Genomic DNA, 26,330 nt, shown 5'->3' with positions numbered 1-26,330 from the left:
ACCTTCTTTTCACTTTGAAAAAGAAACAATGCCCCTGTCAGCAATCTGACAAGGGCATCATCAACAAACCTGTTAAATGAAAGTCATTTAACAAGCTGGTTCTGATCTTCTCCCGTCCGGACTATACCGTCGGCTCTGGATTCTCACCAGATCAGTCCCGGCTGCAAGCAGCCAGGAGTCGCGGGCTCTGGATGCTGCGAACGCATCCTTACCGCCGGTAGGGAATTGCACCCTGCCCTGAAGATTCATATTCGATTAAATCGTATTGTAACACAAAAGGTTACAGTTTGAACAGTCTATTTGTTTGGAAAATTTGCATTTGAAATGGGATCTTCTTTTTCCGACTTCATTTCTTGTATTCTATCTATCCCTCAACCAAATTAATAATTTACCTTCCTGCTTAACCGGATCAGGACTGGGCGGAGCTTTTTTTCTTAGAACGTGCTCCAGTCAATCCGACGATGACCGAGGCTGCCACCAAAAATAGGGCCACCCCCGCAATAATCGCTGAAAAGGACTGATTAAAAGCAGCACGGCCTGCTTCTTTTAACGCCTCGGCAGCCTGCGCGGGCAATCCTTCTGCAACCAAAAGCGCTTCATCCAGGCTGTCTTCTACATTACCCGGAACTTGGAGTCCAGCAGGGATTTTCATAGCCAAGGTGTATACAAGGCCTGACATGCTTCCGATGATCGCAATGCCCGACGCTCCCCCCATCTCATAGGCTACTTCCTCAATGGATGCCGCCATACCCGCTTTCTCAGGGGGAGCATAGCTCATAATCGAATGCGATGCTGCTGTCATCCCTGCTCCTAAGCCTGCCCCAAGGAGAGCCAGTCCAAGTATCTGCCCAGCAATGCCCGAATTAAATTGCAAAAGATACACGCCCATTCCCAGAGCGGCAAGCAGAAGAGCAGCGCTCTTAATACGGATTACATCATAGCGATGCAGGATCGATCCAGTCAGCAGACCCGCAATGAGTGCTGCTAACGGTACGCTTATCGTATATAGCCCCGCTTGAAGAGGACTCAGGCCTCCCACCAATTGAAGCCGTTGGGTCACAATATATTGAACCCCCAACTGCGCAAATGTACCGACCAAAGCAGTAATAAATCCGGCGGAGAAACCATTTATTTTAAATAAGGAAAGATCAATAAGTGGATTTTCGCTTCTATTTTGCCGATGAATAAAGATTATTAAAGCTGCGATCCCGATAACGGCTCCCGCGATAGCAAATGTCAGCGACCCTTCACGCCGGGCAAATTCTTTAATGGAATAGATAATTGCCACCATCGCAATCATAATCTGGATGGAGCTGATCAAATCCCACTTCTTTTCTTTATGGCCCGGATGATTTGGCACATATATCAGCGTCAAAACAAGCGCAATAATGGCGATAGGAAGGTTAATCAAAAACACCGAACCCCACCAGAAATGCTCTAGAAGAAGTCCGCCTACGATCGGACCAAGTCCTGCACCTCCGGAAGCAACAGAGCCCCAAATGCCGATCGCCAATCCAAGCTCACGTCCATTTGTAAAGGTGATTCTGATGATGGACAATGTAGCAGGCATCATCATAGACGCTCCGACGGCAAGAAGAACCCGTCCCACCACAAGCACATAAGGATCGGGAGAGAAAGCAGCAAGAAGTGAAGCCGCAGTAAAGACGAGCAAGCCGAGGGAGAAGATTTTTTTATGGCCCAAGCGGTCTCCGAGCGTTCCCATTGCTGGAAGCAGGCCCGCCATGACGAGCGAATAGCCATTCAGAATCCATAATTTTTCCGATGCGGACGCACCGAGGTCATGGGTTAAACTAGGCAATGCCGTATACAGGATGGTCATATCCATCACAATAAGTAATAGTGCGCTTGATACGATAACCAGAACCAACCAACGTTTGAATGTAGACATGATATTCCTCCAAGATACAAGTTAACTTGCTTTTATTTTAAAGTGTAGGGTTACCCTATAGTCAAGCGTTAATTGTTAAGGTGCAATTTTCGTGATTACATTTTCTTAGATTGTAGTGGAGGAATGAATGATGTCAGATAGCCACGGCCCATACTTTACGACCAGTGAGCTTGCCAAAACTTGCGGGGTTACTAAACATACCCTATTTCATTATGATGAGATCGGGCTCTTAAAACCAGAATTTGTAAACTCAAAAGGTTATCGTTTTTACTCCATTCAGCAATGTTATGCCCTCGATATAATCAATGTACTGAAGAAGGCGGGAAGCTCCCTACAGGAAATAAAGGGGTTTATTCAAAATCAGAACACGCCTCTGCTCATAGAGCTGCTCAGACAGAAACTGTATGACCTAGAAATGGAACAGATTAGAATAAAACGGATGCAGAGACTTTTAAAAGGCGCCATTGAAATGACGGAGCAAGCCCAGGGAGAGCTTCATGATGGACCGTCGATGGCGGAATATGAAGAGGAATATTTCATTGCCACACAACTGGAACAGGGCGATGGTGACAAGGAGTTTGCTCACAAATTAAATGAACATCGAAACTATTGCGAAAAACAATTTATTGACCACGAGTTTCCTATCTGGACCATTTTAGGGAAGGATCATTTTGAATCAGGTGATTATTATGGGGACTTTATTGCCAATAAGCTAAAGGCTCCGATACCGGGAGAGAGAATGATCACCAAACCCAAAGGTATCTATGTTGTCATGAATCATAGAGGATCTTATGAAACCATGTCTGAAACGTACTCCACTATAAAAAAATATATAGAGAGTAACGGGATGGCTGTATGCGGAAAAGCATACGCGGTTGAGGTGCTCAGCTACATCGCAGAGAAAAACCCGAGCAACTATATCATGCAGATATCGGTCGAGGTTTCTAAAGTGAGAAACGCGAATTGACGTGCCTCGCCGACTTTTTAACGAAAATACGCGCTGAGTCAAATGTTTTGCCAAACGACAAAAAACGCTTATCCATATCTATCCCTTAGCGGATAAAATATTAGATAAGCGTTATAGTCACCACAGTCGAACAACAGGATGGATGCTTCATTATTTGCCGAAAACAGCCCAAAAATATTCGATCGCTACAACTTAATTTTGCATAACAAAATCCTGCTCAGCCTTGTCGCTTTCATTGTACATCCGCAAAATTTCATAGCGCGTATTACGCTGAGCCGGAACCTTGCCCGCTTCACGAATGAGCTTCAAGATCAGCTCAATGTTGACCTTGTGCGTCGTGCCCGCAGCGGACACCACATTTTCCTCAATCATCGTGCTGCCGAAGTCGTTGCAGCCATAGGACAGTGAAAGTTTACCCATGTCAGGACCCATCGTTACCCATGACGATTGCAGATTATCGATATTATCGAGGAAAATACGGCTCACCGCCACAATTTTCAAATACTCTTCCGGCTTCGCTTTCTCCATCGGCATTCTCGTATTGTCCGGCTGGAACGGCCAGGAAATAAAGGCTGTAAACCCTTCGGAATCATAGCCATTCGCTTTACATTCATCCTGAACGTCACGAATACGGAGCAAATGCAAGGCGCGCTCCTCCATCGTTTCTCCAAAGCCGTAAACCATCGTAGCCGTCGTATTCATACCATGACGATGGGCCGACTTCATAACATCGATCCAGTCTGTATAAGAGCCCTTCTTGCGGCTAATTTTACGGCGTGTGCGGTCATCGAGAATTTCCGCGCCGCCGCCTGGCAGCGAATCCAATCCCGCTTCATGCAGCTGACGAACAACCTCATCCAGCGACAAGCCTTCCGAAACTTCCTTCATTTTCTGAATTTCTGCTGGCGAGAATGAGTGCATCGTAATGTTCGGGAAGCGCTGCTTGATTTCCTTCAGCAAATCCGTGTAATAAGTAAAAGGCAGATCCGGGTTCGTTCCGCCCTGCATCAAAATTTCGGTTCCGTTAACGTCAATTGTTTCTTGAATTTTGTTCATAATGGTCTCGTTATCGAGAACATAGCCCTCTTTGGAGCCTGGGGCACGGTAAAAGGCGCAGAACCTGCAATAAACGTCGCACACATTCGTGTAGTTGACGTTTCTTCCTACAACGAAAGTCGTTACAGGCTCGGGATGCTTGCGCAGCATAATTTCATTCGCAACTTTACCCATTTTCTCAATCTCGTCGGATTCGAACATAATAATACATTCTTCCAAGCTTATTCGCTCACCCCGCAGGGCCTTATCCAATATCTGGTCCAACGTTGCCATTACGCAAGACCTCCTTATCTATCGCTGTAGTTTTGATGTTGCGCTTTTTTTCACAAACTAATTAAGTATAGGCTAATTTTATCATACTAAGCACTAATTCGTCATCTTTCGTTTAAAGGCAATACAGCCGCCAAGGTGAAACGGCTGTCGCCGTCCTCTGGCGGCGCGGCGCGTTTCATTCCGAGAAATAGAGAGAAAGGATGGGAACATCGTATCCTTTCCTATATTTTAAAAAGGAAAAACACGGCTTGTCAGTAATGACAGCCGTCTTTTCCTCCACTTTACGAAGCCGTTAGCCGCGCAAAGCCTGATCCAAATCTGCAAGCAAATCTTCGATATGCTCAAGGCCTACCGAATAGCGTACGAGGCCATCCGTAATGCCGCGCTCATGGCGCACTTCCTTTGGCATTGCCGCATGCGACATCATCGCCGGATACGATAAAATGCTTTCTACGCCGCCAAGGCTGACCGCTACAAGCGGCAGCTTCACGCGGCCAAGCATCGCTTTCGCCCGTTCGCCACTGCCCACATCAAAGGATACAACTGCGCCATAGGCGGAGCATTGCTGTTCATGAACCTCACGGCCCGGATGATCCGCAAGGCCCGGATAATAAACCTTCGTTACTTCTGGATGTTCGTTCAACCATTCCGCCAGCTTGCGCGCACTGCGCTCGCTATGCTCCATACGGGCTTGCAGCGTCTTGATGCCGCGCATAAGCAGCCAGCATTCGTGGGCGCTCAGTACAGCGCCGAGGCCATTTTGCAGCTGATACAGCCTGCGTCCCAGCTCTGGATCAGCCGTTACGGCCAGTCCAGCCAGCACGTCACTGTGACCGCTCAGAAACTTCGTCGCGCTGTGTACGACAATGTCTACGCCAAGCTCAAGCGGACGCTGGTAATAAGGCGTCATAAACGTATTGTCCAAAATCGTCAGCAGGTTATGCTCCTTCGCCCACGAAGCCACCTCCGAAATGTTGGTGATTTTCAGCGTCGGGTTGGAAGGCGTCTCGATAAATACCGCTTTCGTATTCGCTTTATATGCAGCTTTAACAGCTGCAAAATCAGTCATATCGACGAATGTCGTTTCCATGCCTAGACGATTCAGCACCGTCGTTAGCAGACGATATGTACCGCCGTAAACATCCTCCGTCACAATGACATGATCGCCTGCCGACAGCAGCAGGAACGTTGTCGAGATTGCCGCCATGCCGGAGGCAAAAGCGAAGCCGCGCGTCCCGCCCTCCAGCAGCGCGATTTGATCCTCCAGCGCCTGCCTTGTCGGATTGCCGGAACGGCTGTAATCGTAAGGCGGGTTTTGAGACAAATCGCTTTGATGGAACGTCGAAGCCTGAAAAATCGGGGTGCTGGACGCACCCGTCTGTTCATCAAAAGATCCTTCGAAATGAAGCAGCTTCGTTGCAAAATGGCGCTTGGCAAATTCCTCTTTGTTATGTCTGTCACTCATGCTGCTATACCTCCCCAATCTCTTGCTTTGCTGCGGCAAGCGCCTGCTCCAAATCGGCAATCAGGTCATCCGCATGCTCAATGCCGACGGAGAAGCGCAGCAATTTATCATCAACGCCAACTGCACGGCGAATTTCTTCCGGTATATCGGCATGAGTCTGTACAGCTGGATACGTCATAAGCGACTCCACACCGCCCAGGCTCTCTGCAAAAGCGATCAACTGAATATGGCGCAAAATCGGTTCAATATAGCGGGCGTCCTTCACGCGGAAGGAGAAAATGCCGGTATTTCCCGATGATTGGCGGTTTTGCACCTCATGTCCTGGATGATGCGGCAAAGCTGGATAATAAACCTCTTCAATAGAAGGATGCTCAAGCAAGTAGTTCGCGATTTTCGTTGCATTGTACTCATGACGCTCCATCCGCAGCGCCAGTGTTTTCATGCCGCGCATTAACAGCCATGAATCCTGCGGTCCAAGAACCGCGCCAATGGAGTTATGCAAAAATGCCATTTCCTGCGACAGCTCTTGTCCCTTCGTCACAATGAGGCCAGCGAGCACATCATTGTGGCCGCCCAAATATTTGGTCGCGCTGTGGACAACGACATCTGCTCCCAGCTCAATTGGACGCTGGAAAAAAGGCGTCAGCAGCGTATTGTCTACAATCGTCAGCAGCCTTTTGGACTTCGCCCATGAAGCGACACGCTCGATGTCGGTAATCATCATTAGCGGATTGGTTGGCGTCTCGATCAGTACCGCCTTCGTATTCGGTGTACACAGCTCGCTCATTGCATCAATATCGTTCGTATCCACATAGGATGCTGTAACCCCATATCTCGACATAATCCGCTCCAGCAGGCGATAAGTGCCGCCGTACAGATCAAGCGATACGATTAAATGGTCGCCTTGGTGAAACAGTCCAAATACCGTTTGCAAAGCCGCCATGCCTGAGCTGCATGCGAAGCCAGCGTCGCCAGACTCAAGCTTGGCAGCCGCCTCTTCCAATACGGCGCGGGTCGGGCTTTTTGTACGAGCGTAGTCAAATCCTGTACTTTGTCCGAGCTTCGGATGACGGAAAGCTGTCGCCTGATACACAGGGAAGCTTACGGCACCGGTTTCCGTATCCTTTTGCGAACCAATTTGCGCTAATTCACTTTCGATTTTCAACATGGGCTATTGCTCCTTCTATTATATAGTTAGATGTTTGCTCCCAAATCAAAGGGTGTCTGCTGGTACACGTAATAGTTGAGCCAATTCGAGAAAAGCAGATTAGCATGCGACCTCCATGAGGAAACCGGCAGTGCATCAGGGTTATCACCCGGGAAATAGTTTCTCGGCAGTGCGATGTCGAGCCCTTTCGCTTTATCGCGATCATATTCATTTTTTAGCGAAAATGGATCATATTCCGAATGCCCGCTGACGAAAATTTGACGACCATCCTTGGATGCGACAATGTACACGCCCGATTCTGCCGATTCCGACAAAATTTCCAAACGTTCAACCTTCTCGATATCCTCGCGGCGAACCTCAGTATGGCGGGATTGCGGAACGAAAAATGCATCATCAAAGCCGCGCAGCAGCTTGACGTTCTGCTTCTCGATCGTATGCGGGAACACGCCAAATACCTTCGCATCCAATTCATATTTCGGCACGCCGTAATGATGGTAAAGTCCTGCCTGCGAGGCCCAACAAATATGGAAGGTCGAAGTCACCCGCCGGGCGCTCCAATCCATAATGTCCTTCAGTTCCTCCCAATAATTCACGTTTTCAAAATCAAGATGCTCGACAGGCGCGCCTGTAATAATCAAGCCATCGTAAAATTCATGGGAAATTTCATCAAACGTTTTATAAAAGGCTTGCAGATGCTCGTATGACGTGTTTTTTGACGTATGCGTCTTCGGACGAAGCAGCACAACCTCTACCTGCAGCGGCGTATTGCCGATCAAGCGAAGCAATTGGGTCTCCGTCGTTTCTTTCTCAGGCATCAGGTTTAAAATGGCGATGCGCAGCGGCCGAATATCCTGATGGTAAGCTACACTCTCATCCATGACGAATATGTTCTCACTGTTTAGAATTTCTTTCGCCGGCAAATGGTCTGGAACCTTGATTGGCATGCAGAATCACTCCTTGTTCTTGTGATTATCAGCATTCCCAAAAATATAAAAAGACCCTTTCTGTCGAGAGAAAAGGTCGTTTGCTCAAAAAATAAGCGTTCGCCTCTCTCATCTCTCAGAAACATCGCAATGTTTCCGCAAGAATTAGCACCGTGCTTACGCCGGTTGCCGGGCTTCATCGGGCTAGTCCCTCCGCCTGCTCTTGATAAGAAAGTAGTTCTATTCAATTTATGGAATTGCTGCTTATAAGCATACTTTAATGGATTCGGGCAGGCGCGTCAACCCTGTGGACTGCATATACTATCTAAGGCTGATCTTTCGGCTTGATTTACGGTTTTTTCGCTTGAATGTAAAGCTGCTGCGGGAGTATACTAGACAAGGATTAAAACACTGTCCGAAGAAATCGGTGTTTTCTATCCAAAAATTCACATGATAAAGGAGTGCATACGGACATGGAAGGCGACCGACCGAGGCCTGAACAAAACCGAATATGGCGGCTGCCCAGCCACTGCGTATTGCGCCCTGTTTTTCTATAATTAACAGCGCTCTGTGCAAGCGGCAAAGGCGGCCTCCTGTCCATTTCAGAGAGGAGATGCACAGATGAAAATCCGTCTGGTCAACAATGGCATGTTTACACCTATTGAAGATATTGCTGATACGCTCATTCCATCGCCGGAGGGCTTTTATTGGATTGATGCCGATGTGGAGGATTTGGCTGTTTTGCAGCCCTTGTTCCACATGCATGACCTCGCGGTAGAGGATTGCCTCACCGAGGAGGAGCAGCGACCCAAGATCGAAATTTATGAAAGCCATTATTTTATCGTCATTAACAGCATTCGTTTTGATGATGAGGAAATATTCCTGCGTGCGCTGAACATTTTTCTTGGCCGCCATTATATTATTACGGTTACGAAGCAGAAAATTAATGAGCTGCGCTCCCTGAAGCCCATTTTGTGGGAGCAGGAAGTTAGCCGTCCCGATTATTTTTTATATAATCTCGTCGATATTGTCGTCGATAACTACTTCCTCGTCGCGGACCGAATTGATACGCGGATCGAAACACTCGAAGAAGATATATTAATGCATACGAAAAAATCGCATCTGAACGAAATTATCGGTTTGCGAGGTGAAATTTTGTGGCTCAAGAAGGTGCTTGGCCCGCAGAAAGACGTTATCGCTACGCTAAACAAACGCGATCTAAAGCTGATTGATGATCAGCTGCAAAAATATTTTAGCGATATTTATGAAAATGCCGTCAAAATCGCCGAGACATTTGATACGTTCCGCGAGCTGATGGGCAACTTGCGAGAAGCTTACCAGTCCAGTATATCGGCGCGAGCCAATGAAATTATGCGCGTGTTTACCGCAATGACGACGATATTCATGCCGCTGACCTTCATTACCGGCATTTACGGGATGAACTTCGACTTTATACCCGGCTTGCATATGCGCGGCGGTTCCTACATTTTGCTCGGCATTATGCTTGCGCTGGGCTTTGGGATGTTTTTTATTTTTCGCAAAAAGGATTGGTTGTGACGTTGGGCACAACCTCAAATGAGAATCATTAAGACCGTTTCGTAGAAGCCTGATGGAAAAGAATCATCGCTGCGTGAAAGGTTTGGATTCCAGCCGCTATTGCCTCTGAATTTTCTTGAATTATACCGCGCTGCGGTAAAAATTCAGAGGCAAAGGCGTACGCTGCGCTCCTCCATCTCAAACCTTTCACTCCGCTCGCCTTTTCCATCAGGCTTCTACTTTTTTACAGCTTAAAAGCCTTCATTTGCTTTTGTGCCGGTTATTTATGGAGTACATTCGCTTTTTTTACATAAGCTCATGGACATCCTCAATTACCTTCCGCTAGAATTTCTTTCTTTCCATCAGAATGTTCTTTCACTAAGTTTCCCATCTTGTCTTTGTAGACCACATAAGTTCCATTTGCCTTCGCCTCCAGCTTAGCACGCTCTCCCGTTAACTTAATGAGCTTCATTAAATCATTGTAGGCTTCCACACTTGAACCCCCTTTTCTTTCAGAATACTATTAATAATCGATATTGGCCTCTAAAACCCCTCGATGCTGGTGCCTGCATTAGAGATTGTAGCAAATGCAACTGCATCTGTTTCTGTAAAAGAGGTTACCCCTGTAAAAGACGATACTTCTGGGGAAAGCCAATAGAAAATGCCCCACACCAAAGCAAATAATAGCACAGGATTAAGCAAAAGGGTTCTTATCCCTTTTTTCTTAGAAGCTTTCCGCCATAACAGCCTGTCGATGCAGCCATATGCCAAAGCAGCGATTATGCCGTATAAGCCCAGTTCCATATAGGGGAAAACGAAACAAAGCGGAAGCCCAAATAACCCATGCAATAACACATAAAGCCAGCCACGCGATTTAAACCATTTTTTGTGCATCCATTCAAGGCCAAGCGATGCAGCAGTTCTAACTTTTATAGTCCCTTTGAAAATAAAGCGCAAAGCCCGGCTGCCTATTCCTTGTCATTGGAATGGCGCCGGGCTTCGTATGTTCATGCTTTAGCTGCCCCATCATCCCCAGCCAACGCCTCTTCTCGGCCCTTCGTCAAATTGACGAACATGAGCAGCACGATGCCGATGACGAATAACCCAATAAGCGAGAGGATGGCGATACGGGTAGAGCCTGTAACCGTCGCTACCACCGAGAACAGCAGCGGTCCTACAACGGAGGAAAACTTGCTGGACAGCGAGAGGAAGCCGAAAAATTCGCCCGACCTGGACGGCGGCACCATCCCCGAATAAATCGAGCGGGAAATCGCCTGGCTGCCTCCCTGAACGACGCCAACCATAATCGCGAGCAAATAAAAATGCAGCGATGTCGTCATAAAATAACCTAATATAACAATAACAACGTAGAACCATAACGACACATACAGCAGCTTTTTCGAGCCAAAACGCGCTGCCAGTCTGCCGAATACAATCGTACAAGGGAAACCGACGAACTGCGTAATTAATAGCGCCTTAATCATATCATCCGTATTAATGCCGATTCCCTGACCATATATGGTCGCCATCACGACAACCGTATTAATGCCATCGTTGAAAAATAAAAACGAAGCCATATATTTAAGCAGCTCCGGATATCGCTTAAGCGTTCGCATCGTGCCGCGCAATCGCGTGAAACCTTTGCCAAGGGCGGTGCCAAAGCCAACTTTGACATTTTTCACAGGCTCCTTCACCGAACGCAGCAGCGGCAGCGAGAATAGAAACCACCATATGCCTACCGTAATAAACACCATTTGAGTCGCAAAGGTTTTGGTAGGAAAACCGAACAGCTCGAAATTTTGAATCATCAAAATATTGACGAGCAGCAGCAATCCCCCGCCCATATAGCCATAAGCGTAGCCCTGCGCGCTCACGACATCCCTGCGCTCAATCGGCACGCCGTCCGCCAGCAGCGCATCATAGAAGGTGTTTCCTCCTGCAAAACCCATCGTTCCTATAATGAGCAAAATAGAGGCCAGCAGCCAGTCCCCTTCGCCAACAAACGCCATCGCGGCACAGGATGCGGCGCCCATAAGCATAAACATCGTCAGAAATTTGATTTTGGAGCCCATGTAATCGGCTACCGCGCCCAAAATTGGCGACAGCACCGCTACGAACAGCATCGAAATGCTTTGGGTATATCCCCAATAGGCTTCTGCCTTCGTCCCTGACAAATTAGACGCTGCTACACCCGAATAAAATATTGGCATGACGGTCGCCATCATCGTCGTCGCAAACGCCGAATTGGCCCAATCGTACATGAGCCAGCCTCTTATTGCTTTCCTGTCCAGTCATAACGCCTCCCCAAATAAGTACCTTCGTTCAACACACTTCGACAAGGTCACCTCATATCCTCTTTAAATAATACGTAAAGCTTTTCCTACTTTTTGCCGTTGTGCCGGATTTGCTTTATAATAGTAAGCAACGCTATCACGATGAAAGACGTCTACGCCTGCAAGCCTATTTCAATAAGCGTGTACTCGCTTCATTTAACCTGGAGGGGGATTGTAGTGAATATTAGCCAACTTGAAACACTCCTCACCATTTCCAAAACGATGAGCTTCCGCAAGGCGGGTGAGCTGCTTAATTTGACCCAGCCTGCAGTATCCGCACAAATCAAAACGCTTGAAGAGGAATTCAAGACGGTACTGATTGATCGCAATCAGCCTGTCACCCTCACCGACCATGGACAAGTTTTTCTGGAGCATGCCGAGAAAATTTTGCTTATTGTCGAAGAACTTAAGGCTAAGCTTTCAGACCTCAACACGACGCCTCAAGGCCATATTTTGCTCGGGACGACTTCTTCCATCGCGATTCAGATATTGCCGCGGGTGTTATCCTACTTTCAAGACCAGTTTCCGCTGATCAAAACGACGATCCATACGATGCCATCATCACAGGTGACCGCCAGCGTGGAAAATGGCACAATCGACATTGGTATTTCTTATTTATTTGAGAAAAATCCAAACCTGCACTCGTCCACTCTTTATTACGATACATTTGAGTTTGTTGTATCTCCGGAGCATCCGCTGAGCGATTTGAAGCATACTACCGTAGAGGCACTCAAGGATATTCCCATGATCATGCTTGCACCCGACACGCTGGGACGACGCTTCGTAGACAAGATTTTTCGCCAGTACAATATTCAGCCGAACATTATGATGGAGCTTTCCAGCAGCGAAGAAGTTAAGCGCATGGTTGAAATCAATCTTGGCGCCGCCGTCGTCTCCAAGCTGTCCATTGCCGAGGAGCTGCGGCGGGGCTCGCTCAAGATGATCAAAGTGAACGAGCTCGAAATCAGCCATCCGGTCGGCGTCGTCTACAAATCCGGCAGATATTTAAACACGGCGATGCAGCAGTTTCTAAGCGATCTCAAGGGCATGCCGGAGCATCAATTCATTAGCAGCGAATAAGCTGCCAGCGCATTTTCAACTCAAGGAGGAAACAGCTATGAAATTTGATCTGCACACCCATCACGAACGTTGCGGCCATGCCGACGGAACGATTGAAGACTACATTATTGCCGCTTTGGACGCAGGTTTGCAGGCCATCGGCATTTCTGATCATTCGCCTTATTTTGGTCATAAGGACGATCGCCCTTTTCCCGGCATCGCCATGGCTCAATCTGAATTTGATAACTACATAAAGGAAGTACTTGAGCTTAAAGCCAAATATGAGGGCCGCATTGAAGTGCTGCTCGGTATGGAATCAGACTTTTTCCCTGAACGTCTCCCCGCTTATCGTGATGCCTACGAAGGCGTACCGTTCGACTACATTATCGGCTCAGTACATCAGGTAAGTGGAGTGAGCATTTTTAATCGCAATCGCTGGGAAGGTTTGACCGAGAAGCAGCAATTCGAGGATAAGCGCCGTTATTATGACCTGATTAGCCAATCGGCGCGCAGCGGCATGTTTGATGTATTGGGGCATATCGATGCAATGAAAGGCTATTACCCTGCTTTCTCGGACATTAAAGCCGATGCCGAAATCGATGATACGCTCCGCATCATTGCGGAAAACGACGTTTCGATTGAAATTAATACTTCCGGCAGCACAAAATATGTAGGCGGCTGGTATCCATCCGATGAAATTTTGGAGCGTGCCCACCATTTTGGGGTTAATGTGACCTTCGGCTCCGATGCCCACGTTCCGAGCAGGGTTGGCGATGAATGGGATCTCGTTAGCAAACGCCTCAAGGAAATTGGCTTTAAAAAATGGGTCTTCTACCGCCAGCGCAAGCAGATCATCGTACCGCTTTAAGCCGTCTGCTTATTGAATCCCGTAAAATCATGCTGCTTTGCTGATCTTCAGCAGAGCGGCCTCTTTTTTTGTGTGGAGAGCGTAAGCAGCAAGCCACCCTCGAACATCTAGACAAAAAAAGTGGACCTGCACCGAGCGCAGGTCCGAATTCGATATATTAAAAGGGGGTCTTGTTTATTATAATAACCGAGTATTGTAATAGGGGTATAACAGAATCATTTCATTTGTGTAACAAATGCAACAATACCGTAAACAATCAGGGAGCTGAACCTCATGTGGCTAACCGTTGCCATCTCTAGCGCCATTTTATTCGGATTAGCCGGCTGGTGGATGAAAAGAAGCCAGATGAGCGGCGGCACGACCTCGGCGCTGCTGCTCGGGCTTTACGCCTCAGGCACATTCGGATTTGGCGTTCATGCCGCGTTTGAAGGATCGCTCGCTTCGTTAGCCGATTACCGGATCTGGGTTGCTGGAGCGATCATTGGAGCAGGCTCGGCCATCGGCAACGCGGTCTTTATGAAGGCGCTGGATTATGGCCCCGCCAGCCTGACCTCTCCACTGACAAATATGAACATCATGCTTGTCGTTGCATTAGGCACGCTTGTATATAAGGAACCGCTGCATCTCACGCAAGCTTGCGGCATTTTGCTGCTGCTGCTCTCCGTTGTGCTCATTTCTTATAAAAAACAGATACAAGCCGTCCCTGCCCAAAGACAATGGTTTTTATATGTTGGCGCCGCGGTCATCTTCTTTACATTCCGCAATGGCGGACTGAAGGTGACGGAAGGATGGGGATTTGCAAGCGCGCCGATTTTATTCGTGGGCTATTTGCTGTCCTTTCTATGGTTCGCCTTGCAAAGTAAAGAAAAAAACGGCAGCACCCGCAAATCTGCCTATCGGACGGGCTTGCTTTACGGGCTGCTCGCTGGCCTCTTCTCCTACGCCGGCCTTCAGCTTTATGCAACCGCGCTGGCGACAGGGCCCGCTAATCTAGCTGCGCCGATCTTCGCGACAAACAGCCTCGTGGTCGCGGCAGGCGCTATTCTGATTTACAAGGAAAAACTAAATGCCGCCCAGTGGGCGGCATTCGCATGCATGATGATCGGGCTTGTTGTCATCCGCTTATAGCGGCTGGCAGCAGGCTTTTTTTCTATACGGAACCACTTCTTCCCTTATTTAAGCAAGGCGTCGATGGACAACTCTCCTGCACCGGTCAAAGCAACACCGACAAATACAGCGATAAGCACCAGGTTATATTCATAGCCGTTCTGCGTCGACCATAGGCCGTTAGCGCCATGCACCTTGGCAATCGCTATGATCATTGGGATGATTAGCAGTACCGCGCCAAGCCATGTCCACAAGCCTGCAGCAAACAGCAAGCCGCCTACCGCTTCGCTTAGCCCTGCTGCCAGTGCCATCAGTACACCAGGTTTAACCCCAATCGAATCAAGCCAGCCCCCAGTTCCTTTCAAGCCGTATCCTCCAAACCAGCCAAACAGCTTCTGTGCTCCATGACCAACCATTAACAAACCCAATACTACCCGAATAATCAATAATCCTGTGTCCAACATTTTAACCTCACCCTTCGTCTTTTGTTTGGTTTCGCAGCTGCAACGCTTGCTCGCTGCGTTTCATGAACTAATCTTAATATATAAACTAACTTTTGTAAAGTATATATTTAAAATAAAGTTAAATGGCGATTTGGTGTTTATATGCACTTACTTTTCCAAAGTATATATGTTATAATTGGTTAAGAAGAAACGGGGTGATCAGGTTGGATTATTCAACAATGTGCCCAAAGTATGAAGCAGCGGCCGAAATTTTAGGCAAGAAATGGACCGGTCTCATCATTCGGGTGCTACTAGCTGGACCAAAGAGGTTTAAGGAAATCAAGGAGCAAATTCCGGAGATGAGCGACAAGATGCTTACCGACCGGATGAAGGAACTTGAGCAGCATTCTATTATTAAACGAACGGTATATCCAGAGATGCCTGTTCGCATTGAATACGAATTAAGTGACAAAGGCCATCATTTACAGCCTGTCATTGAATCGATTCAAAAGTGGGGCGAAGAGTGGCTGTAACAAGCCAGGTTAAGGTCTATTAGTAGGAAATGCATAAACGCAGCAAAAAAGAACCGTGCGAGCGGTTCTTTTTTGCTGCGTTTATGTCGTATTCGCGGCTGATCATTGACAAGCGCCATAATCTCTTTTATTATTGATACTGATTATCATTATTATAAAATAAAAAAAGCCTTCCACCACTCAGGTGGAAGACCGTATATTTAAAATCCAAGCCATTTTTTGAACAGATGTTTCGTCGTATCTTTGTTGATTGCCGCAATCGATGTCGTAAGCGGAATGCCTTTCGGACAAGAGCGAACACAGTTTTGCGAGTTGCCGCAGCCCTCGATGCCGCCATCCTCCATCAATGCTTCCAGACGCTCTTCCTTGTTCATTTCTCCCGTAGGGTGAACGTTGAACAAACGAACCTGAGAAATGGCCGCTGGGCCAACAAAGCTGTTGCGATCGTTGACGTTCGGGCAAGCTTCCAGACATACGCCGCACGTCATGCACTTGGACAGCTCGTAAGCCCATTGACGCTTCGATTCAGCAAGGCGCGGGCCAGGACCGAGATCATAAGTGCCATCGATCGGAATCCATGCCTTAACGCGTTTGAGAGCGTTGAACATGCGCTCGCGATTGATAACAAGATCACGAACGACCGGGAAAGTGCGCATCGGCTCCAGGCGTACCGGCTGCTCCAATTGATCGATCAGTGCGCTGCACGCTTGGCGCGGCTTGCCGTTAATGACCATGGAGCAGGCGCCGCAAACTTCTTCCAGACAGTTGGATTCCCAGCATACTGGAGCTGTATTGCCGCCATCCGCCATCGTCGGATTACGCTGAATTTCCATAAGGCCGCTGATGACGTTCATGTTCGGGCGATACGGAATTTCAAATTCCTCTTTGTAAGGAGCAGACTCCGGTCCATCCTGACGGGTAATGATGAACTTAACGGTTTTTGTAGCAGTAGTCGTATCACCCATCGTTATTCTCCTTTCTTCTTGTTCGCTGTATAGTCACGTTTACGCGGTGTAATGAGGGAAACATCGATGTCCTCGTACGAAATTTGCGGACCTTCCTTCGTCCAAGTCGCAATCGTTGACTTCATGAACTTCTCGTCATTGCGTTCTGTGAAATCAGGCTTGTAATGCGCGCCGCGGCTTTCATCACGGAGCAGGGCACCCAAGGTCATAGCCTCGGACAGCTCGAGCATGTTCCACAGCTGACGAGTGAAGGCAACGCTTGAGTTGTTCCATTTCATCGAGTCATTGATGTTGATATTGCTATAACGCTGCTTGAGTTCCTTGATTTTGTTGATCGTTGCTTCAAGCTTGTCATTGAAACGAACAACCGTCATATTGTTGGTCATCCATTCGCCAAGCTCCTTGTGCAGAACATAAGCATTTTCTGTACCGTTCATGCCGAGAATGCTCTCATATTTATCCGTTTGGCGTTTTTGCTCACGGTCGAAGACGGAGGAAGCCACGTCAGCGGAAGCTTTCTTCATGCCTTTAATGTACTCCACTGCTTTCGGCCCTGCGACCATACCGCCGTAAATCGCCGACAGCAACGAGTTCGCACCGAGACGGTTAGCACCATGGTATTGATACTCGCATTCGCCTGCTGCGAACAAACCAGGGATGTTCGTCATTTGGTTGTAATCCACCCACATGCCGCCCATCGAATAGTGAACCGCAGGGAAAATTTTCATCGGCAGCTTCCGTGGATCATCGCCCATGAACTTCTCATAAATTTCAATGATGCCGCCGAGCTTCACATCAAGCTCCTTCGGATCTTTATGGGAAAGATCAAGGTAAACCATGTTTTCGCCATTGATGCCGAGCTTCTGATCGACACAGACGCTGAATATTTCACGAGTCGCAATATCACGCGGCACAAGGTTGCCGTATGCTGGATATTTTTCCTCAAGGAAGTACCAAGGCTTGCCGTCTTTGTAAGTCCATACGCGTCCGCCTTCACCGCGAGCCGATTCGGACATCAAGCGCAGCTTGTCATCGCCCGGAATAGCGGTTGGGTGAATTTGAATAAATTCGCCGTTCGCATAATTAACGCCTTGCTGATACACCGCACTTGCTGCTGTACCTGTATTAATAACCGAGTTCGTCGTTTTGCCGAAAATAATGCCAGGACCGCCCGATGCCAATATAACCGCATCACCTACGAACGTTTTCACTTCCATCGAACGCAGATCCTGTGCGGATACCCCGCGGCAGATACCTTCGTCATCCAGAACGGCGCCAAGGAATTCCCAATGCTCGTATTTCGTTACGAGGCCGGCTGCTTCCCAGCGGCGAACTTGCTCGTCCAAAGCGTATAGCAATTGCTGTCCAGTTGTTGCGCCAGCGAATGCTGTACGGTGATACTGTGTACCCCCGAAACGACGGAAATCCAGCAAGCCTTCCGGCGTACGGCTGAACATAACGCCCATACGGTCCATTAAGTGGATAATGCCTGGTGCTGCTTCACACATCGCTTTAACAGGAGGCTGGTTAGCGAGGAAGTCTCCCCCGTATACCGTATCGTCAAAATGCTCCCAAGGCGAGTCGCCTTCACCTTTCGTATTTACCGCTCCGTTAATGCCGCCCTGCGCGCAGACGGAATGGGAACGTTTCACTGGCACGATCGAGAACAGATCAACGTGCATGCCAGCTTCTGCTGCTTTTATCGTAGCCATAAGACCGGCAAGGCCGCCGCCTACGACGATTATTTTATTGTTAGCCATCACGCTTCACTCCTTGTCTTCAAACTATCCGATAGTATTCCAAGCCAATGCGAGATCGGCTGCTTCCTTGAATTCGTCGCCGCGGAATGCAACAAGCGAAAGAATAAACAATGCCGCTACTACTACAAATACACCCATGCATACAATGGATGAAATCCGTTGTGCACGAGGCCCTACTGTAATGCCCCAGCTGATCAAAAATGCCCAAAGGCCATTGGCAAAGTGGAACGTAGCTGCCAGCACCCCAACAACATAAAATACAAAGTAAAGCGGGTTCGTGGCAATATTGTGCATCGTGGAGCCTAGCTCCTCATGTGTGATGTAGCCCAAGTACACCTGAAAACGGGTTTGGTATACGTGCCAGAACACGAAGATAAACGTGATAACGCCCGTTATACGCTGCGCCGTAAACGCCCAGTTGCGGCCGTACTTGAAGCGCCCCAGGTTGCTGTCCGATTGATAGGCTACATATAAGCCGTACACGCCATGGAAAAGCAGCGGGAGATAAATACCGAAAATTTCAAAAATCGGCAGCAATGGCAGGCTGTTAATGAGCTTTACGCCGCTGCTGAACCCCTCTGCCCCCCTCTCGAACGATTGATAGTTCGTAAGCGCGTGCACAACGATAAACATTCCGAGCGGAATGATACCAAGCAGCGAATGAAGCTTACGGGAAAAATACGAATTTCCTTTCATGCCTTTGTGTCTCCTTTCCAGACTGTGGTTACGCTTTCCTCAAAATGCTTGTCTACAAATCATTCTACATTTTACTCTTCGGTTCTTTCTCCGTCAACAAAAGTTGACACAGTTTAGTCACACTTCCCATCGTACTCCTTTTCAGCTTATAATGGAATTGCTTATTTTTTATAATTTGTTATAACAATTTAACATAAGCAGACTGGAGCTGGCTATTTTGATCGAAGAAATGCATATGTTTGCCGCCATCGTCGAGCAGTCCAGCATGAATAAGGCTGCGGCGCTGCTGAACTTGTCCCAGCCTGCCCTCTCCCGTAAAGTAGCCAAGCTTGAGCAGGATATTGGCTCGCAGTTGTTCCGGCGCATCGGCAAGCGGCTGGAGCTGACGCCTATCGGCCAGATGACCTATGAATACGCACTGGAGCTTCGCCAGTTGCACCGGCGGTACCTGCAGAAGGTTGCTGACTATGAGTCGGCAGGCCGGACCTCCATTACGATTGGAGCGAGCCTGACGACGCTGCAAACAACGCTGCCCGATTTTATTAAAGCGCTGAATGGAAGCCATCCTGAATTTGATATTAAGGCGGTCACGGGCAAAACCCATGAGATCGTTACTTATGTAAGGGAAGGAAAAGCGGATATCGGCATTGTCGCCTCGCGGATTGAAGACGCCCAGCTGCACTGCGTCCCGCTGTTCGAGGATCATCTGCTGCTCGTCCTGCCGAAAAGTATGGTTGTGACCGATAAAGGCATGCTCGGTATCCAAGACCTCAACGGCTTGCCGATTCTCCTCTTCTCCAAAGGAACCTGGTACCGCATGCTAACCGACGAGTTGTTTGCCAAATACAATCTCCAGCCGGATGTGCGTATGGAAATCGACTCCTTCGAGGCGATCGTCCGGCTTCAGCACACTTGCCGGGCAGCGACACTGCTGCCCCAATCGTATGTGCGTGAGCAGCTGCTGGCTGACAACGACCTCACCGTCATTCCGATCAGGGAGCTGGCGGAGACGAAGCGCACTACCTCGCTCATTCATGCCGATCCAGCCCAACTGCATCCAGCCGTACGTCTGTGGATTGAGGAGCTTGCCGCCCGCTCGAAGTCTTGAGCAGTCGAATAACAAGAAGACAGCAGCGCCGATGCGAATAGCCGCAAGCGCTGCTGTCTTTATTGTCACCTTGTTGCTGCCTCTTCAAACTGCTCAATCTGCTCATTCGTCCCGATAACGACCATGACATCACGCTCGTGCAGCACATCGGTTGCCGTTGGGGCAATAATAATGCCATTTGGCTTATTAATCGCTACAATGCTGCACCCGAAGCGAGCGCGCAGGTCGAGATCGCTGAGCGTCTTGCCATGCATTTTGCCCGTGACGACAAGCTCGGCAATCGTATAATCCTTGGATAGCTCGATATAATCGAGCAGATTCGGCGATACCAGCTGATGCGCGACTCGAATGCCCATATCCCGCTCTGGATAAATAACGCGATCCACGCCGATTTTTTCCAGCACCCGCCCGTGAAGCTCGTCCAGCGCTTTCGCCACTACTGTCTTAACGCCCAAATCCTTGAGCAAAATTGTTGTCAAAATGCTCGCCTGAATATCATCGCCAATCGCTACAACGCCAACGTCAAAATTTCGCACGCCAATCGAGCGCAGCGTCTCCTCGTCCGTACAGTCGGCCGATACCGTATAAGTGAGCACATCGCTCATCTCCTGCACGACTTCCTCATCCTTATCAACGCCTAGCACCTCGTAGCCTAGCTGAATCAACTCTCGGCCAAGGCTTGAGCCAAAGCGCCCAAGCCCCACGATGACGAACTGGTTCTTTTTCATATGAATCTGTGTTTCCCCTATCCAATTGTAATTTTGCCTTCGGGATACCGATAAAGCTCCTTGCTCGCTTTCGGATTAAGTGCGTAAGCAAGCGTCAGCGGGCCAAGCCGTCCAGCGAACATCGTAATGGAAATGATGATTTTCCCGAAATCGCTCAGCTCTGGCGTAATGCCCATCGACAAGCCTACCGTTCCAAAGGCGGATGTTGCTTCGAATAAAATTTTAATAAACTGCTGATCCTCCGTTGCGGATAATAGCATCGTTACGACTACGACCAGCGCCAGCGACAGCATCGTAATCGTAAGCGCTTTGAGCACCCGCTCCTTGCCGAGGCGAAAGCGGAACAGTACGATGTCCTCTTTCCCCCGAAACATCGCTACAACCGCCCCAATGAGCGTCATAAACGTCGTCGTCTTGATCCCGCCCCCAGTCGAGCCGGGAGATGCGCCAATAAACATTAATATAATGGTGAAAAATAAAGTCGCCTGCCGTAAATCGGCAATGTTCAGCGTATTAGCCCCCGCCGTCCTCGGCGAGACGGACTGGAAGAAGGACGAAAGGATTTTTCCGCCCCAGTCCAGCGAGCCAAGCGTCAACGCATTCGAAAACTCAAATAGGAAAATAACGATCGCTCCGACTGCGATGAGCGAGCCGGTCATAACCAGCACCACTTTGCTGTGCAGCGACAGCCCCTTGCGGCGGCGGAATTCCAGCAAATCCGAAATGACGATAAAACCAAGGCCGCCAGATATAATAAGCAGCATCGCCGTCAGGTTCACGATCGGATCATCCACATACAGCGTCAGGCTGCGGTAATCGCCAAAAATATCAAAGCCTGCATTGTTAAATAGCGATACAGCATGAAACACGCCGAAATACAGCGCCTTGCCAAACGGCATGTCGTAGGCGAAGCGCAGCGTGAACAGCAGCGTGCCGACGAGCTCAAATGATAAGGAATACACAATCACCTTGCGAATGAGCCGAATAATGCCTTCCATGCTGCCTTGGTTCATTGCTTCTTGCAAAATGAGCCGCTCCCGCAGTGATATGCGTTTTTTCAGCACAAGCGCGAACAGCGTGCCCATCGTCATAAAGCCGAGCCCGCCGATCTGAATCAGCAGCATAATAATAACCTGTCCGGCGACCGAGAAATAAGTACCGGAATCCACGACTACAAGCCCCGTCACGCTAGTTGCCGAGGTAGCTGTAAACAAAGCATCCAGAAAACGCAGTCCGCTGCCGTCGGCCGAGGCAAATGGCAGGGATAGCATCAGAGCTCCCAGCATAATAATAATCGCAAAGCCAACAACCAATATGCGCGGAGGGGACCATTTGAGTAAGGAAAAAAACGAAATGTTCATTGTATCCACCTTAAAATTGTCTATTATTCTGTTCACATGCTGCAACTGTAATTAGATTTTTCAATTACACATGACTTAACGATTATAAGCTTAAAGCGAGCTGCATATAAAACAGCTTTTTGCAATGAAAACAGCTGATTTCATTCAAAAACAGCCCTGCGAGGAAGTCAGCCGCCCGTTAGCTCGCCGGATATCGTTATTTCTCTGTTTTATGAACGCGGACAACGCCGACAAGCCGCCTAAAGGGTGACCAAGCTGTTAGATTGGCTATGATATGGTTTAATATGGTATGTTAAGAGTACTATGCTTTATTTTTTGATTAAACTGAAATTGAGGTGAGTTATGATTGAATTTATTGCTCCACGCGAGTGGAAGAAATTTGTATGGGCCGCTGTTATTGGCGCTGTCGTTTTTATACTTTTGCAAATCATACCGATGCTTAGCGGTCCAGATTCAGGCATATCGGAATCACAGGGCAACGTAATCGGCAATGAGGCAGCCCTGCAAAAAGCAACGGAATTTGCCGCCAAGCAGTTCGGCGTTAATGTTACGGACGCTCATACGATTTATCAGACCGATAGCGATGAAACCGGCTATTTGATAAAGGAAAAGCTGTACGAGGATTATGCGTCCAAATATATGCAGCAGTTTCCGCTCGACACCTATCAAACGCAAGTAACGCTTAACAATGGCAGCACCGCATTCGTCTATCTCCACATGCAAAGCGGCAGCGTTGTCGCTTGGAATCTCATTGGAGCAGGCTCGGACTTGCATTCCATTATAGACCAGAAGCAGCTTCTAGATGCGGCGTCCAGCTTTGCGACTACGCAAGGCTTTCAAGCCAAAGATTTGAACGATGCTACCGTTAACTCCCTTGGTCAGGTTGTCATTCATCCTACAGGGTATGCAGCAGGCAGTTCTCAGCTTGAGCTGCGTTTTGGCTTTAGTCAGAACGGCGAAAATACCATCATTTCGACTTATAAGCCAGCCTTTGTTCCGCCCTCAGACTATGTAGCCATTGTTGAGCAGCAAAAAAATACGGCCGACGTATTATCGTTGATTAGCCTCACCTACATGACTTTCATCACGCTGGTGCTTGCTATTATCTATGCGATATTATACCGCCGTCATACGACATTCAAACGCGGCATTGTCATTAGCCTTATTTTCACCGTTTTTTATATTATTAACAATCTTGGCATTATGGACGGCGTCATTGCCCAGCAAGGCGAACAAGTGATGAGCGATGCTGAGGTGTCCTTCATGGCATGGTTTACTGCGTTTCTGCTGATCCCGGTTGGCTCAGCCGTCTATTTCTCCTTCGTAGCCGGAGACGGCATGTGGCGCTCGTGGAAACGTCCGGTCTGGCCAGGCTTCCGGGAAAAAAATTACGGCGAGCATGTATGGCGCAGCATGGGACTCGGTTATTTGATTGCCCTTATTTTGCTAGGCGTACAATCGGTCATATTTCTGGTGCTCGAATCGGCAATCGGCAGTTGGAGCACAAGCGATGCGACCCAGTCTCCCTACAACATCAAATGGCTGTGGCTCATGCCGATGCTGGCTTGGTGCGCTGCGATTTCCGAGGAAGCCATTTACCGGTTTTTCGGCATTGCCTTGTTCCGCAGATGGTTCAAAAATATTTATGTAGCTGCCTTGATCCCGACCATATTATGGGCGCTTGGACATGTCGCCTATCCGATCTTCCCGTACTACACCAGGCTGATTGAGCTAATTATTATTGGGATGATCTTCAGCTACATTTTCCTGCGCTACAGCCTCATTACCGCCATATTCGTTCACGCGATATTTGATTCGCTGTTAATGGGCTTCTCGCTCATTTCTGTAGGTGGCGCTTTAAATATCGGGGCAGCGATTTTCTACGCTGTTCTGCCCGTTCCAATTGCCTATATCATTCGGGTATGGCATCGAAAAAAAGGAGGAAGGCCGCCGCAGCTTACGGCGACGCCTCCTCCCCAAGTGCCGCAATAATTTGTGCAGCAAGCTTATCTCCTATTGAAAGAGGCCGGAAATCTTCCACCGTGGCCTCTTTTATTTTTTTGATGGAGCCAAAATGCTTAAGCAGCAGCTTGCGCCGCTTCTCGCCAATGCCCGGAATGGCGTCGAGCTGTGAGACGACCATCGACTTGCCGCGCTGCTCGCGGTGGAACGTAATCGCGAAGCGGTGAACCTCGTCTTGTATGCGCTGCAGCAAATAAAATTCCTGGCTGTCGCGCGGCAGCGGAATAATTTCGGCGGGATCGCCGGTCATGAGCTGCGCCGTCCGGTGCTTGGCATCCTTGACGAGGCCGCATACCGGGATAAACAGGTTCAGCTCATTTTGCAGCACATCAATCGCTGCGGAAATTTGCCCCTTGCCGCCATCGACGACGATCAGATCCGGCGCAGCCAGCTGATCCTTCAGCACCCGCTCATAGCGTCTGCGAATGACCTCGCGCATCGTCTCATAATCATCAGGCCCAACGACCGTCTTGACCTTGTATTTGCGATATTCCTTGCGGTCCGGCTTGCCGTCCGTGAATACGACCATTGCCGATACCGGGTTCGTACCTTGAATGTTGGAGTTGTCAAACGCCTCGATCCGGCTCGCCTGCGGCAAACCGAGCCATTCGGCAAGCCCCGCAGCCGCCTTGACGCTGCGCTCCTCATCCCGCTCAATGAGCCGGAACTTGTCGGCAAGCGTAACCTTGGCATTCTCCGTCGCCATCGAGACGACCTCGCTCTTGCGTCCGCGCTGCGGCAGCAGCACCTTGACTTTCAGCCAGTGGTGCAGCGCAGCAGCGGCCTCCTCAGCAACGGACAGCTCTTTGTCCTTAGTTTGCTGAGCTTCTCCTTGCGCCTCTTCGTCAACCACTACTACTAAGCTCGCTGCATCAACCGTTTCCCCTGCTGCTTCAACCGCACTTAACGCTGCTTCCTGTTCAAGGTGGGCTGCTGCCGCACCCTGCTCCCCACCAGCTGTCTTGCCAGCTGTCTGTGCGCTCTCCGCTTGTTCTGGCGGCAATGGCAGCAAAATCTGCTTCGGCAGCGCAGGATTTTCACTGTAATATTGGGTTACGAAGGTCATAAAATCATCGTACTCTTCGCCATAATAAGGGAAGGTCGTACCATGGCGCTCGATAAGCTTGCCTTGGCGCATATAAAGGATTTGGACGCACATCCAGCCCTTCTCCACAGCATAGCCGAAAATATCGCGGTCTAAGGCGTCTGACATCGTAATTTTCTGCTTCTCCATCACCGCATCAATGGCAATAATCTGATCGCGGTATTCCTTCGCCCGCTCGAACTCCAGCTGCTCGGCGGAAGCCTCCATCTTGCGCTGCAAATCCGCCCGCACCACATCATGGCCGCCATTCAGGAAACGGGTAATTTCCTGTACCATCGCCTCATAGGTGCCGGGTTCAATCTCATATTCACAAGGTGCAATACATTGCCCCATGTGATAATACAAGCACACCTTGTCGGGCAGCGTCTTGCATTTGCGCAGCGGATACAGGCGATCCAGCAGCTTCTTCGTCTGCTGGGCTGCATAAGCATTCGGATAAGGGCCGAAGTATTTCCCCTTATCCTTGGCCATCCTGCGGGTTACCTCGAGTTTTGGATGCTGCTCATGCGTAATTTTTATATAAGGAAAGGATTTGTCATCCTTCAGCAAGACGTTATAGCGCGGATGATATTGCTTAATGAGATTGCACTCGAGAATGAGCGCCTCCATGTTGCTTTTCGTCAATATAAAATCAAAATCGCGGATTTCCGCAACGAGACGCTGCGTCTTGCCATTATGAGAGCCGTTGAAATACGAGCGGACGCGATTTTTTAAAATTTTGGCTTTGCCGACATAAATGATCGTGCCTTCGCCGTTTTTCATTAAATAGCAGCCAGGCTGGTCCGGAAGCAGTGCCAGCTTATGACGAATGAGCTCCGCCGCTTCAGCCGGGCTGACCGCCTGTTTCTCCTCATGCTGATTCATTTCCAAACCTCCCTTACGGACATCTGTTCCCATGCCTTATTGTAACATAGATTAGGGTCAGCAGCAGAGTCCTTCCGTTTA

The 26,330-nt window shown here is 48.9% G+C and carries 23 protein-coding genes and 2 riboswitches; of the genes, 8 read left to right on the top strand and 15 right to left on the bottom strand.

Annotated elements, in window-relative coordinates; translation table 11 throughout:
- Window positions 1-100: 100 nt before the first annotated feature.
- Window positions 101-249: riboswitch (FMN riboswitch) on the bottom strand.
- Window positions 250-409: 160 nt separating this feature from the next.
- The gene (locus tag WH37_RS00835; protein ID WP_046228663.1) at window positions 410-1,909 is read right to left on the bottom strand and encodes an MFS transporter; all 1,500 of its coding nucleotides are present in this window, start codon (window positions 1,907-1,909) and stop codon (window positions 410-412) included.
- 127 nt (window positions 1,910-2,036) lie between these two features.
- Between WH37_RS00835 and WH37_RS00830 the strand changes: the two genes are divergently transcribed.
- Complete coding sequence (locus tag WH37_RS00830) at window positions 2,037-2,876, top strand: MerR family transcriptional regulator (protein WP_082110603.1); 840 nt, start codon at window positions 2,037-2,039, stop codon at window positions 2,874-2,876.
- Window positions 2,877-3,068: 192 nt separating this feature from the next.
- On the opposite strand, the gene mqnC is transcribed toward WH37_RS00830, so the two are convergent.
- From mqnC to metA, 4 genes are all read right to left on the bottom strand, one after another.
- Window positions 3,069-4,205 carry a cyclic dehypoxanthinyl futalosine synthase gene (mqnC, locus tag WH37_RS00825; RefSeq protein WP_046228661.1) on the bottom strand — a complete coding sequence of 379 codons (1,137 nt, stop codon included), beginning with the start codon at window positions 4,203-4,205 and terminating at the stop codon, window positions 3,069-3,071.
- Between the two features lie 292 nt (window positions 4,206-4,497).
- Complete coding sequence (locus WH37_RS00820) at window positions 4,498-5,670, bottom strand: trans-sulfuration enzyme family protein (protein ID WP_046228660.1); 1,173 nt, start codon at window positions 5,668-5,670, stop codon at window positions 4,498-4,500.
- Window positions 5,671-5,674: 4 nt separating this feature from the next.
- Window positions 5,675-6,838, bottom strand: a complete 1,164-nt coding sequence (locus WH37_RS00815) for a PLP-dependent transferase (protein WP_046228659.1) — start codon at window positions 6,836-6,838, stop codon at window positions 5,675-5,677.
- A 26-nt stretch (window positions 6,839-6,864) separates the two neighbouring features.
- Window positions 6,865-7,782: a homoserine O-acetyltransferase MetA gene (metA, locus tag WH37_RS00810; protein ID WP_046228658.1), complete on the bottom strand. Its 918-nt coding sequence runs from the start codon at window positions 7,780-7,782 to the stop codon at window positions 6,865-6,867.
- 105 nt (window positions 7,783-7,887) lie between these two features.
- A riboswitch (SAM riboswitch) is annotated at window positions 7,888-7,994 on the bottom strand.
- Between the two features lie 388 nt (window positions 7,995-8,382).
- On the opposite strand from metA, the gene corA reads away from it, so the two are divergent.
- The gene (gene corA, locus WH37_RS00805) at window positions 8,383-9,318 is read left to right on the top strand and encodes a magnesium/cobalt transporter CorA (RefSeq protein WP_046228657.1); all 936 of its coding nucleotides are present in this window, start codon (window positions 8,383-8,385) and stop codon (window positions 9,316-9,318) included.
- 307 nt (window positions 9,319-9,625) lie between these two features.
- Here corA and WH37_RS35240 read toward each other — a convergent pair whose 3' ends face one another.
- Genes WH37_RS35240 through WH37_RS00790 form a run of 3 tightly spaced genes read right to left on the bottom strand, consistent with a single transcriptional unit; the run spans window position 9,626 to window position 11,558 of the window.
- Entirely contained in the window at window positions 9,626-9,790 is a 165-nt protein-coding gene (locus WH37_RS35240) for a hypothetical protein (RefSeq protein WP_156182199.1), read from the bottom strand.
- A gap of 50 nt (window positions 9,791-9,840) precedes the next feature.
- Complete coding sequence (locus WH37_RS00795; RefSeq protein ID WP_046228655.1) at window positions 9,841-10,254, bottom strand: hypothetical protein; 414 nt, start codon at window positions 10,252-10,254, stop codon at window positions 9,841-9,843.
- 50 nt (window positions 10,255-10,304) lie between these two features.
- On the bottom strand, window positions 10,305-11,558 hold the full coding sequence (locus tag WH37_RS00790) for an MFS transporter (RefSeq protein WP_082110602.1): 1,254 nt from the start codon (window positions 11,556-11,558) through the stop codon (window positions 10,305-10,307).
- 249 nt (window positions 11,559-11,807) lie between these two features.
- Here WH37_RS00790 and WH37_RS00785 point away from each other — a divergent pair, with 249 nt between their 5' ends.
- The 3 genes from WH37_RS00785 (at window position 11,808) to WH37_RS00775 (ending at window position 14,685) form a co-directional block, all read left to right on the top strand.
- On the top strand, window positions 11,808-12,710 hold the full coding sequence (locus tag WH37_RS00785) for a LysR family transcriptional regulator (RefSeq protein WP_046228653.1): 903 nt from the start codon (window positions 11,808-11,810) through the stop codon (window positions 12,708-12,710).
- A 37-nt stretch (window positions 12,711-12,747) separates the two neighbouring features.
- Complete coding sequence (locus tag WH37_RS00780; RefSeq protein ID WP_046228652.1) at window positions 12,748-13,557, top strand: histidinol-phosphatase; 810 nt, start codon at window positions 12,748-12,750, stop codon at window positions 13,555-13,557.
- A 273-nt stretch (window positions 13,558-13,830) separates the two neighbouring features.
- Complete coding sequence (locus WH37_RS00775) at window positions 13,831-14,685, top strand: EamA family transporter (RefSeq protein ID WP_046228651.1); 855 nt, start codon at window positions 13,831-13,833, stop codon at window positions 14,683-14,685.
- 44 nt (window positions 14,686-14,729) lie between these two features.
- On the opposite strand, the gene WH37_RS00770 is transcribed toward WH37_RS00775, so the two are convergent.
- Window positions 14,730-15,128: a DoxX family protein gene (locus tag WH37_RS00770; protein WP_046228650.1), complete on the bottom strand. Its 399-nt coding sequence runs from the start codon at window positions 15,126-15,128 to the stop codon at window positions 14,730-14,732.
- 203 nt (window positions 15,129-15,331) lie between these two features.
- Here WH37_RS00770 and WH37_RS00765 point away from each other — a divergent pair, with 203 nt between their 5' ends.
- Window positions 15,332-15,640 (top strand): winged helix-turn-helix transcriptional regulator, encoded by a 309-nt coding sequence (locus tag WH37_RS00765; protein WP_046228787.1) that lies wholly within the window; start codon window positions 15,332-15,334, stop codon window positions 15,638-15,640.
- Window positions 15,641-15,840: 200 nt separating this feature from the next.
- On the opposite strand, the gene sdhB is transcribed toward WH37_RS00765, so the two are convergent.
- Genes sdhB through WH37_RS00750 form a run of 3 tightly spaced genes read right to left on the bottom strand, consistent with a single transcriptional unit; the run spans window position 15,841 to window position 19,061 of the window.
- Window positions 15,841-16,605 carry a succinate dehydrogenase iron-sulfur subunit gene (sdhB, locus tag WH37_RS00760; RefSeq protein ID WP_046228649.1) on the bottom strand — a complete coding sequence of 255 codons (765 nt, stop codon included), beginning with the start codon at window positions 16,603-16,605 and terminating at the stop codon, window positions 15,841-15,843.
- Window positions 16,606-16,607: 2 nt separating this feature from the next.
- Entirely contained in the window at window positions 16,608-18,365 is a 1,758-nt protein-coding gene (gene sdhA, locus WH37_RS00755) for a succinate dehydrogenase flavoprotein subunit (protein ID WP_046228648.1), read from the bottom strand.
- A 24-nt stretch (window positions 18,366-18,389) separates the two neighbouring features.
- Window positions 18,390-19,061: a succinate dehydrogenase cytochrome b558 subunit gene (locus tag WH37_RS00750; RefSeq protein ID WP_046228647.1), complete on the bottom strand. Its 672-nt coding sequence runs from the start codon at window positions 19,059-19,061 to the stop codon at window positions 18,390-18,392.
- 217 nt (window positions 19,062-19,278) lie between these two features.
- Between WH37_RS00750 and WH37_RS00745 the strand changes: the two genes are divergently transcribed.
- On the top strand, window positions 19,279-20,169 hold the full coding sequence (locus tag WH37_RS00745) for a LysR family transcriptional regulator (RefSeq protein WP_046228646.1): 891 nt from the start codon (window positions 19,279-19,281) through the stop codon (window positions 20,167-20,169).
- 65 nt (window positions 20,170-20,234) lie between these two features.
- On the opposite strand, the gene WH37_RS00740 is transcribed toward WH37_RS00745, so the two are convergent.
- Entirely contained in the window at window positions 20,235-20,897 is a 663-nt protein-coding gene (locus tag WH37_RS00740) for a potassium channel family protein (RefSeq protein WP_046228645.1), read from the bottom strand.
- Window positions 20,898-20,914: 17 nt separating this feature from the next.
- A complete protein-coding gene (locus WH37_RS00735; RefSeq protein ID WP_046228644.1) occupies window positions 20,915-22,258 on the bottom strand; it encodes a TrkH family potassium uptake protein in 1,344 nt (447 codons plus the stop codon).
- A 342-nt stretch (window positions 22,259-22,600) separates the two neighbouring features.
- Between WH37_RS00735 and WH37_RS00730 the strand changes: the two genes are divergently transcribed.
- A complete protein-coding gene (locus WH37_RS00730; protein WP_046228643.1) occupies window positions 22,601-24,250 on the top strand; it encodes a CPBP family intramembrane glutamic endopeptidase in 1,650 nt (549 codons plus the stop codon).
- Here WH37_RS00730 and uvrC read toward each other — a convergent pair.
- The gene (uvrC, locus tag WH37_RS00725; RefSeq protein ID WP_046228642.1) at window positions 24,216-26,249 is read right to left on the bottom strand and encodes an excinuclease ABC subunit UvrC; all 2,034 of its coding nucleotides are present in this window, start codon (window positions 26,247-26,249) and stop codon (window positions 24,216-24,218) included. The genes WH37_RS00730 and uvrC overlap by 35 nt on opposite strands.
- Window positions 26,250-26,330: the final 81 nt, after the last annotated feature.

Origin of the sequence: Paenibacillus algorifonticola, assembly GCF_000971975.1 — a bacterium.
Classification (GTDB): Bacteria; Bacillota; Bacilli; order Paenibacillales; family Paenibacillaceae; genus Pristimantibacillus; species Pristimantibacillus algorifonticola.
Note: the sequence above shows the minus strand (reverse complement) of the source record. Positions and strands in the feature narration are given on the sequence as shown.

Excerpts from the sequence above, each read along its gene's own strand:
- WH37_RS00835 (WP_046228663.1), bottom strand. The coding sequence starts at position 1,909 with ATGTCTACATTCAAACGTTGGTTGGTTCTGGTTATCGTATCAAGCGCA.
- WH37_RS00830 (WP_082110603.1), top strand. The coding sequence starts at position 2,037 with ATGATGTCAGATAGCCACGGCCCATACTTTACGACCAGTGAGCTTGCC.
- mqnC (WP_046228661.1), bottom strand. The coding sequence starts at position 4,205 with ATGGCAACGTTGGACCAGATATTGGATAAGGCCCTGCGGGGTGAGCGA.
- WH37_RS00820 (WP_046228660.1), bottom strand. The coding sequence starts at position 5,670 with ATGAGTGACAGACATAACAAAGAGGAATTTGCCAAGCGCCATTTTGCA.
- WH37_RS00815 (WP_046228659.1), bottom strand. The coding sequence starts at position 6,838 with ATGTTGAAAATCGAAAGTGAATTAGCGCAAATTGGTTCGCAAAAGGAT.
- metA (WP_046228658.1), bottom strand. The coding sequence starts at position 7,782 with ATGCCAATCAAGGTTCCAGACCATTTGCCGGCGAAAGAAATTCTAAAC.
- corA (WP_046228657.1), top strand. The coding sequence starts at position 8,383 with ATGAAAATCCGTCTGGTCAACAATGGCATGTTTACACCTATTGAAGAT.
- WH37_RS00790 (WP_082110602.1), bottom strand. The coding sequence starts at position 11,558 with ATGTACGATTGGGCCAATTCGGCGTTTGCGACGACGATGATGGCGACC.
- WH37_RS00780 (WP_046228652.1), top strand. The coding sequence starts at position 12,748 with ATGAAATTTGATCTGCACACCCATCACGAACGTTGCGGCCATGCCGAC.
- WH37_RS00775 (WP_046228651.1), top strand. The coding sequence starts at position 13,831 with ATGTGGCTAACCGTTGCCATCTCTAGCGCCATTTTATTCGGATTAGCC.
- WH37_RS00770 (WP_046228650.1), bottom strand. The coding sequence starts at position 15,128 with ATGTTGGACACAGGATTATTGATTATTCGGGTAGTATTGGGTTTGTTA.
- sdhB (WP_046228649.1), bottom strand. The coding sequence starts at position 16,605 with ATGGGTGATACGACTACTGCTACAAAAACCGTTAAGTTCATCATTACC.
- sdhA (WP_046228648.1), bottom strand. The coding sequence starts at position 18,365 with ATGGCTAACAATAAAATAATCGTCGTAGGCGGCGGCCTTGCCGGTCTT.
- WH37_RS00750 (WP_046228647.1), bottom strand. The coding sequence starts at position 19,061 with ATGAAAGGAAATTCGTATTTTTCCCGTAAGCTTCATTCGCTGCTTGGT.
- WH37_RS00740 (WP_046228645.1), bottom strand. The coding sequence starts at position 20,897 with ATGAAAAAGAACCAGTTCGTCATCGTGGGGCTTGGGCGCTTTGGCTCA.
- WH37_RS00735 (WP_046228644.1), bottom strand. The coding sequence starts at position 22,258 with ATGAACATTTCGTTTTTTTCCTTACTCAAATGGTCCCCTCCGCGCATA.
- WH37_RS00730 (WP_046228643.1), top strand. The coding sequence starts at position 22,601 with ATGATTGAATTTATTGCTCCACGCGAGTGGAAGAAATTTGTATGGGCC.
- uvrC (WP_046228642.1), bottom strand. The coding sequence starts at position 26,249 with ATGAATCAGCATGAGGAGAAACAGGCGGTCAGCCCGGCTGAAGCGGCG.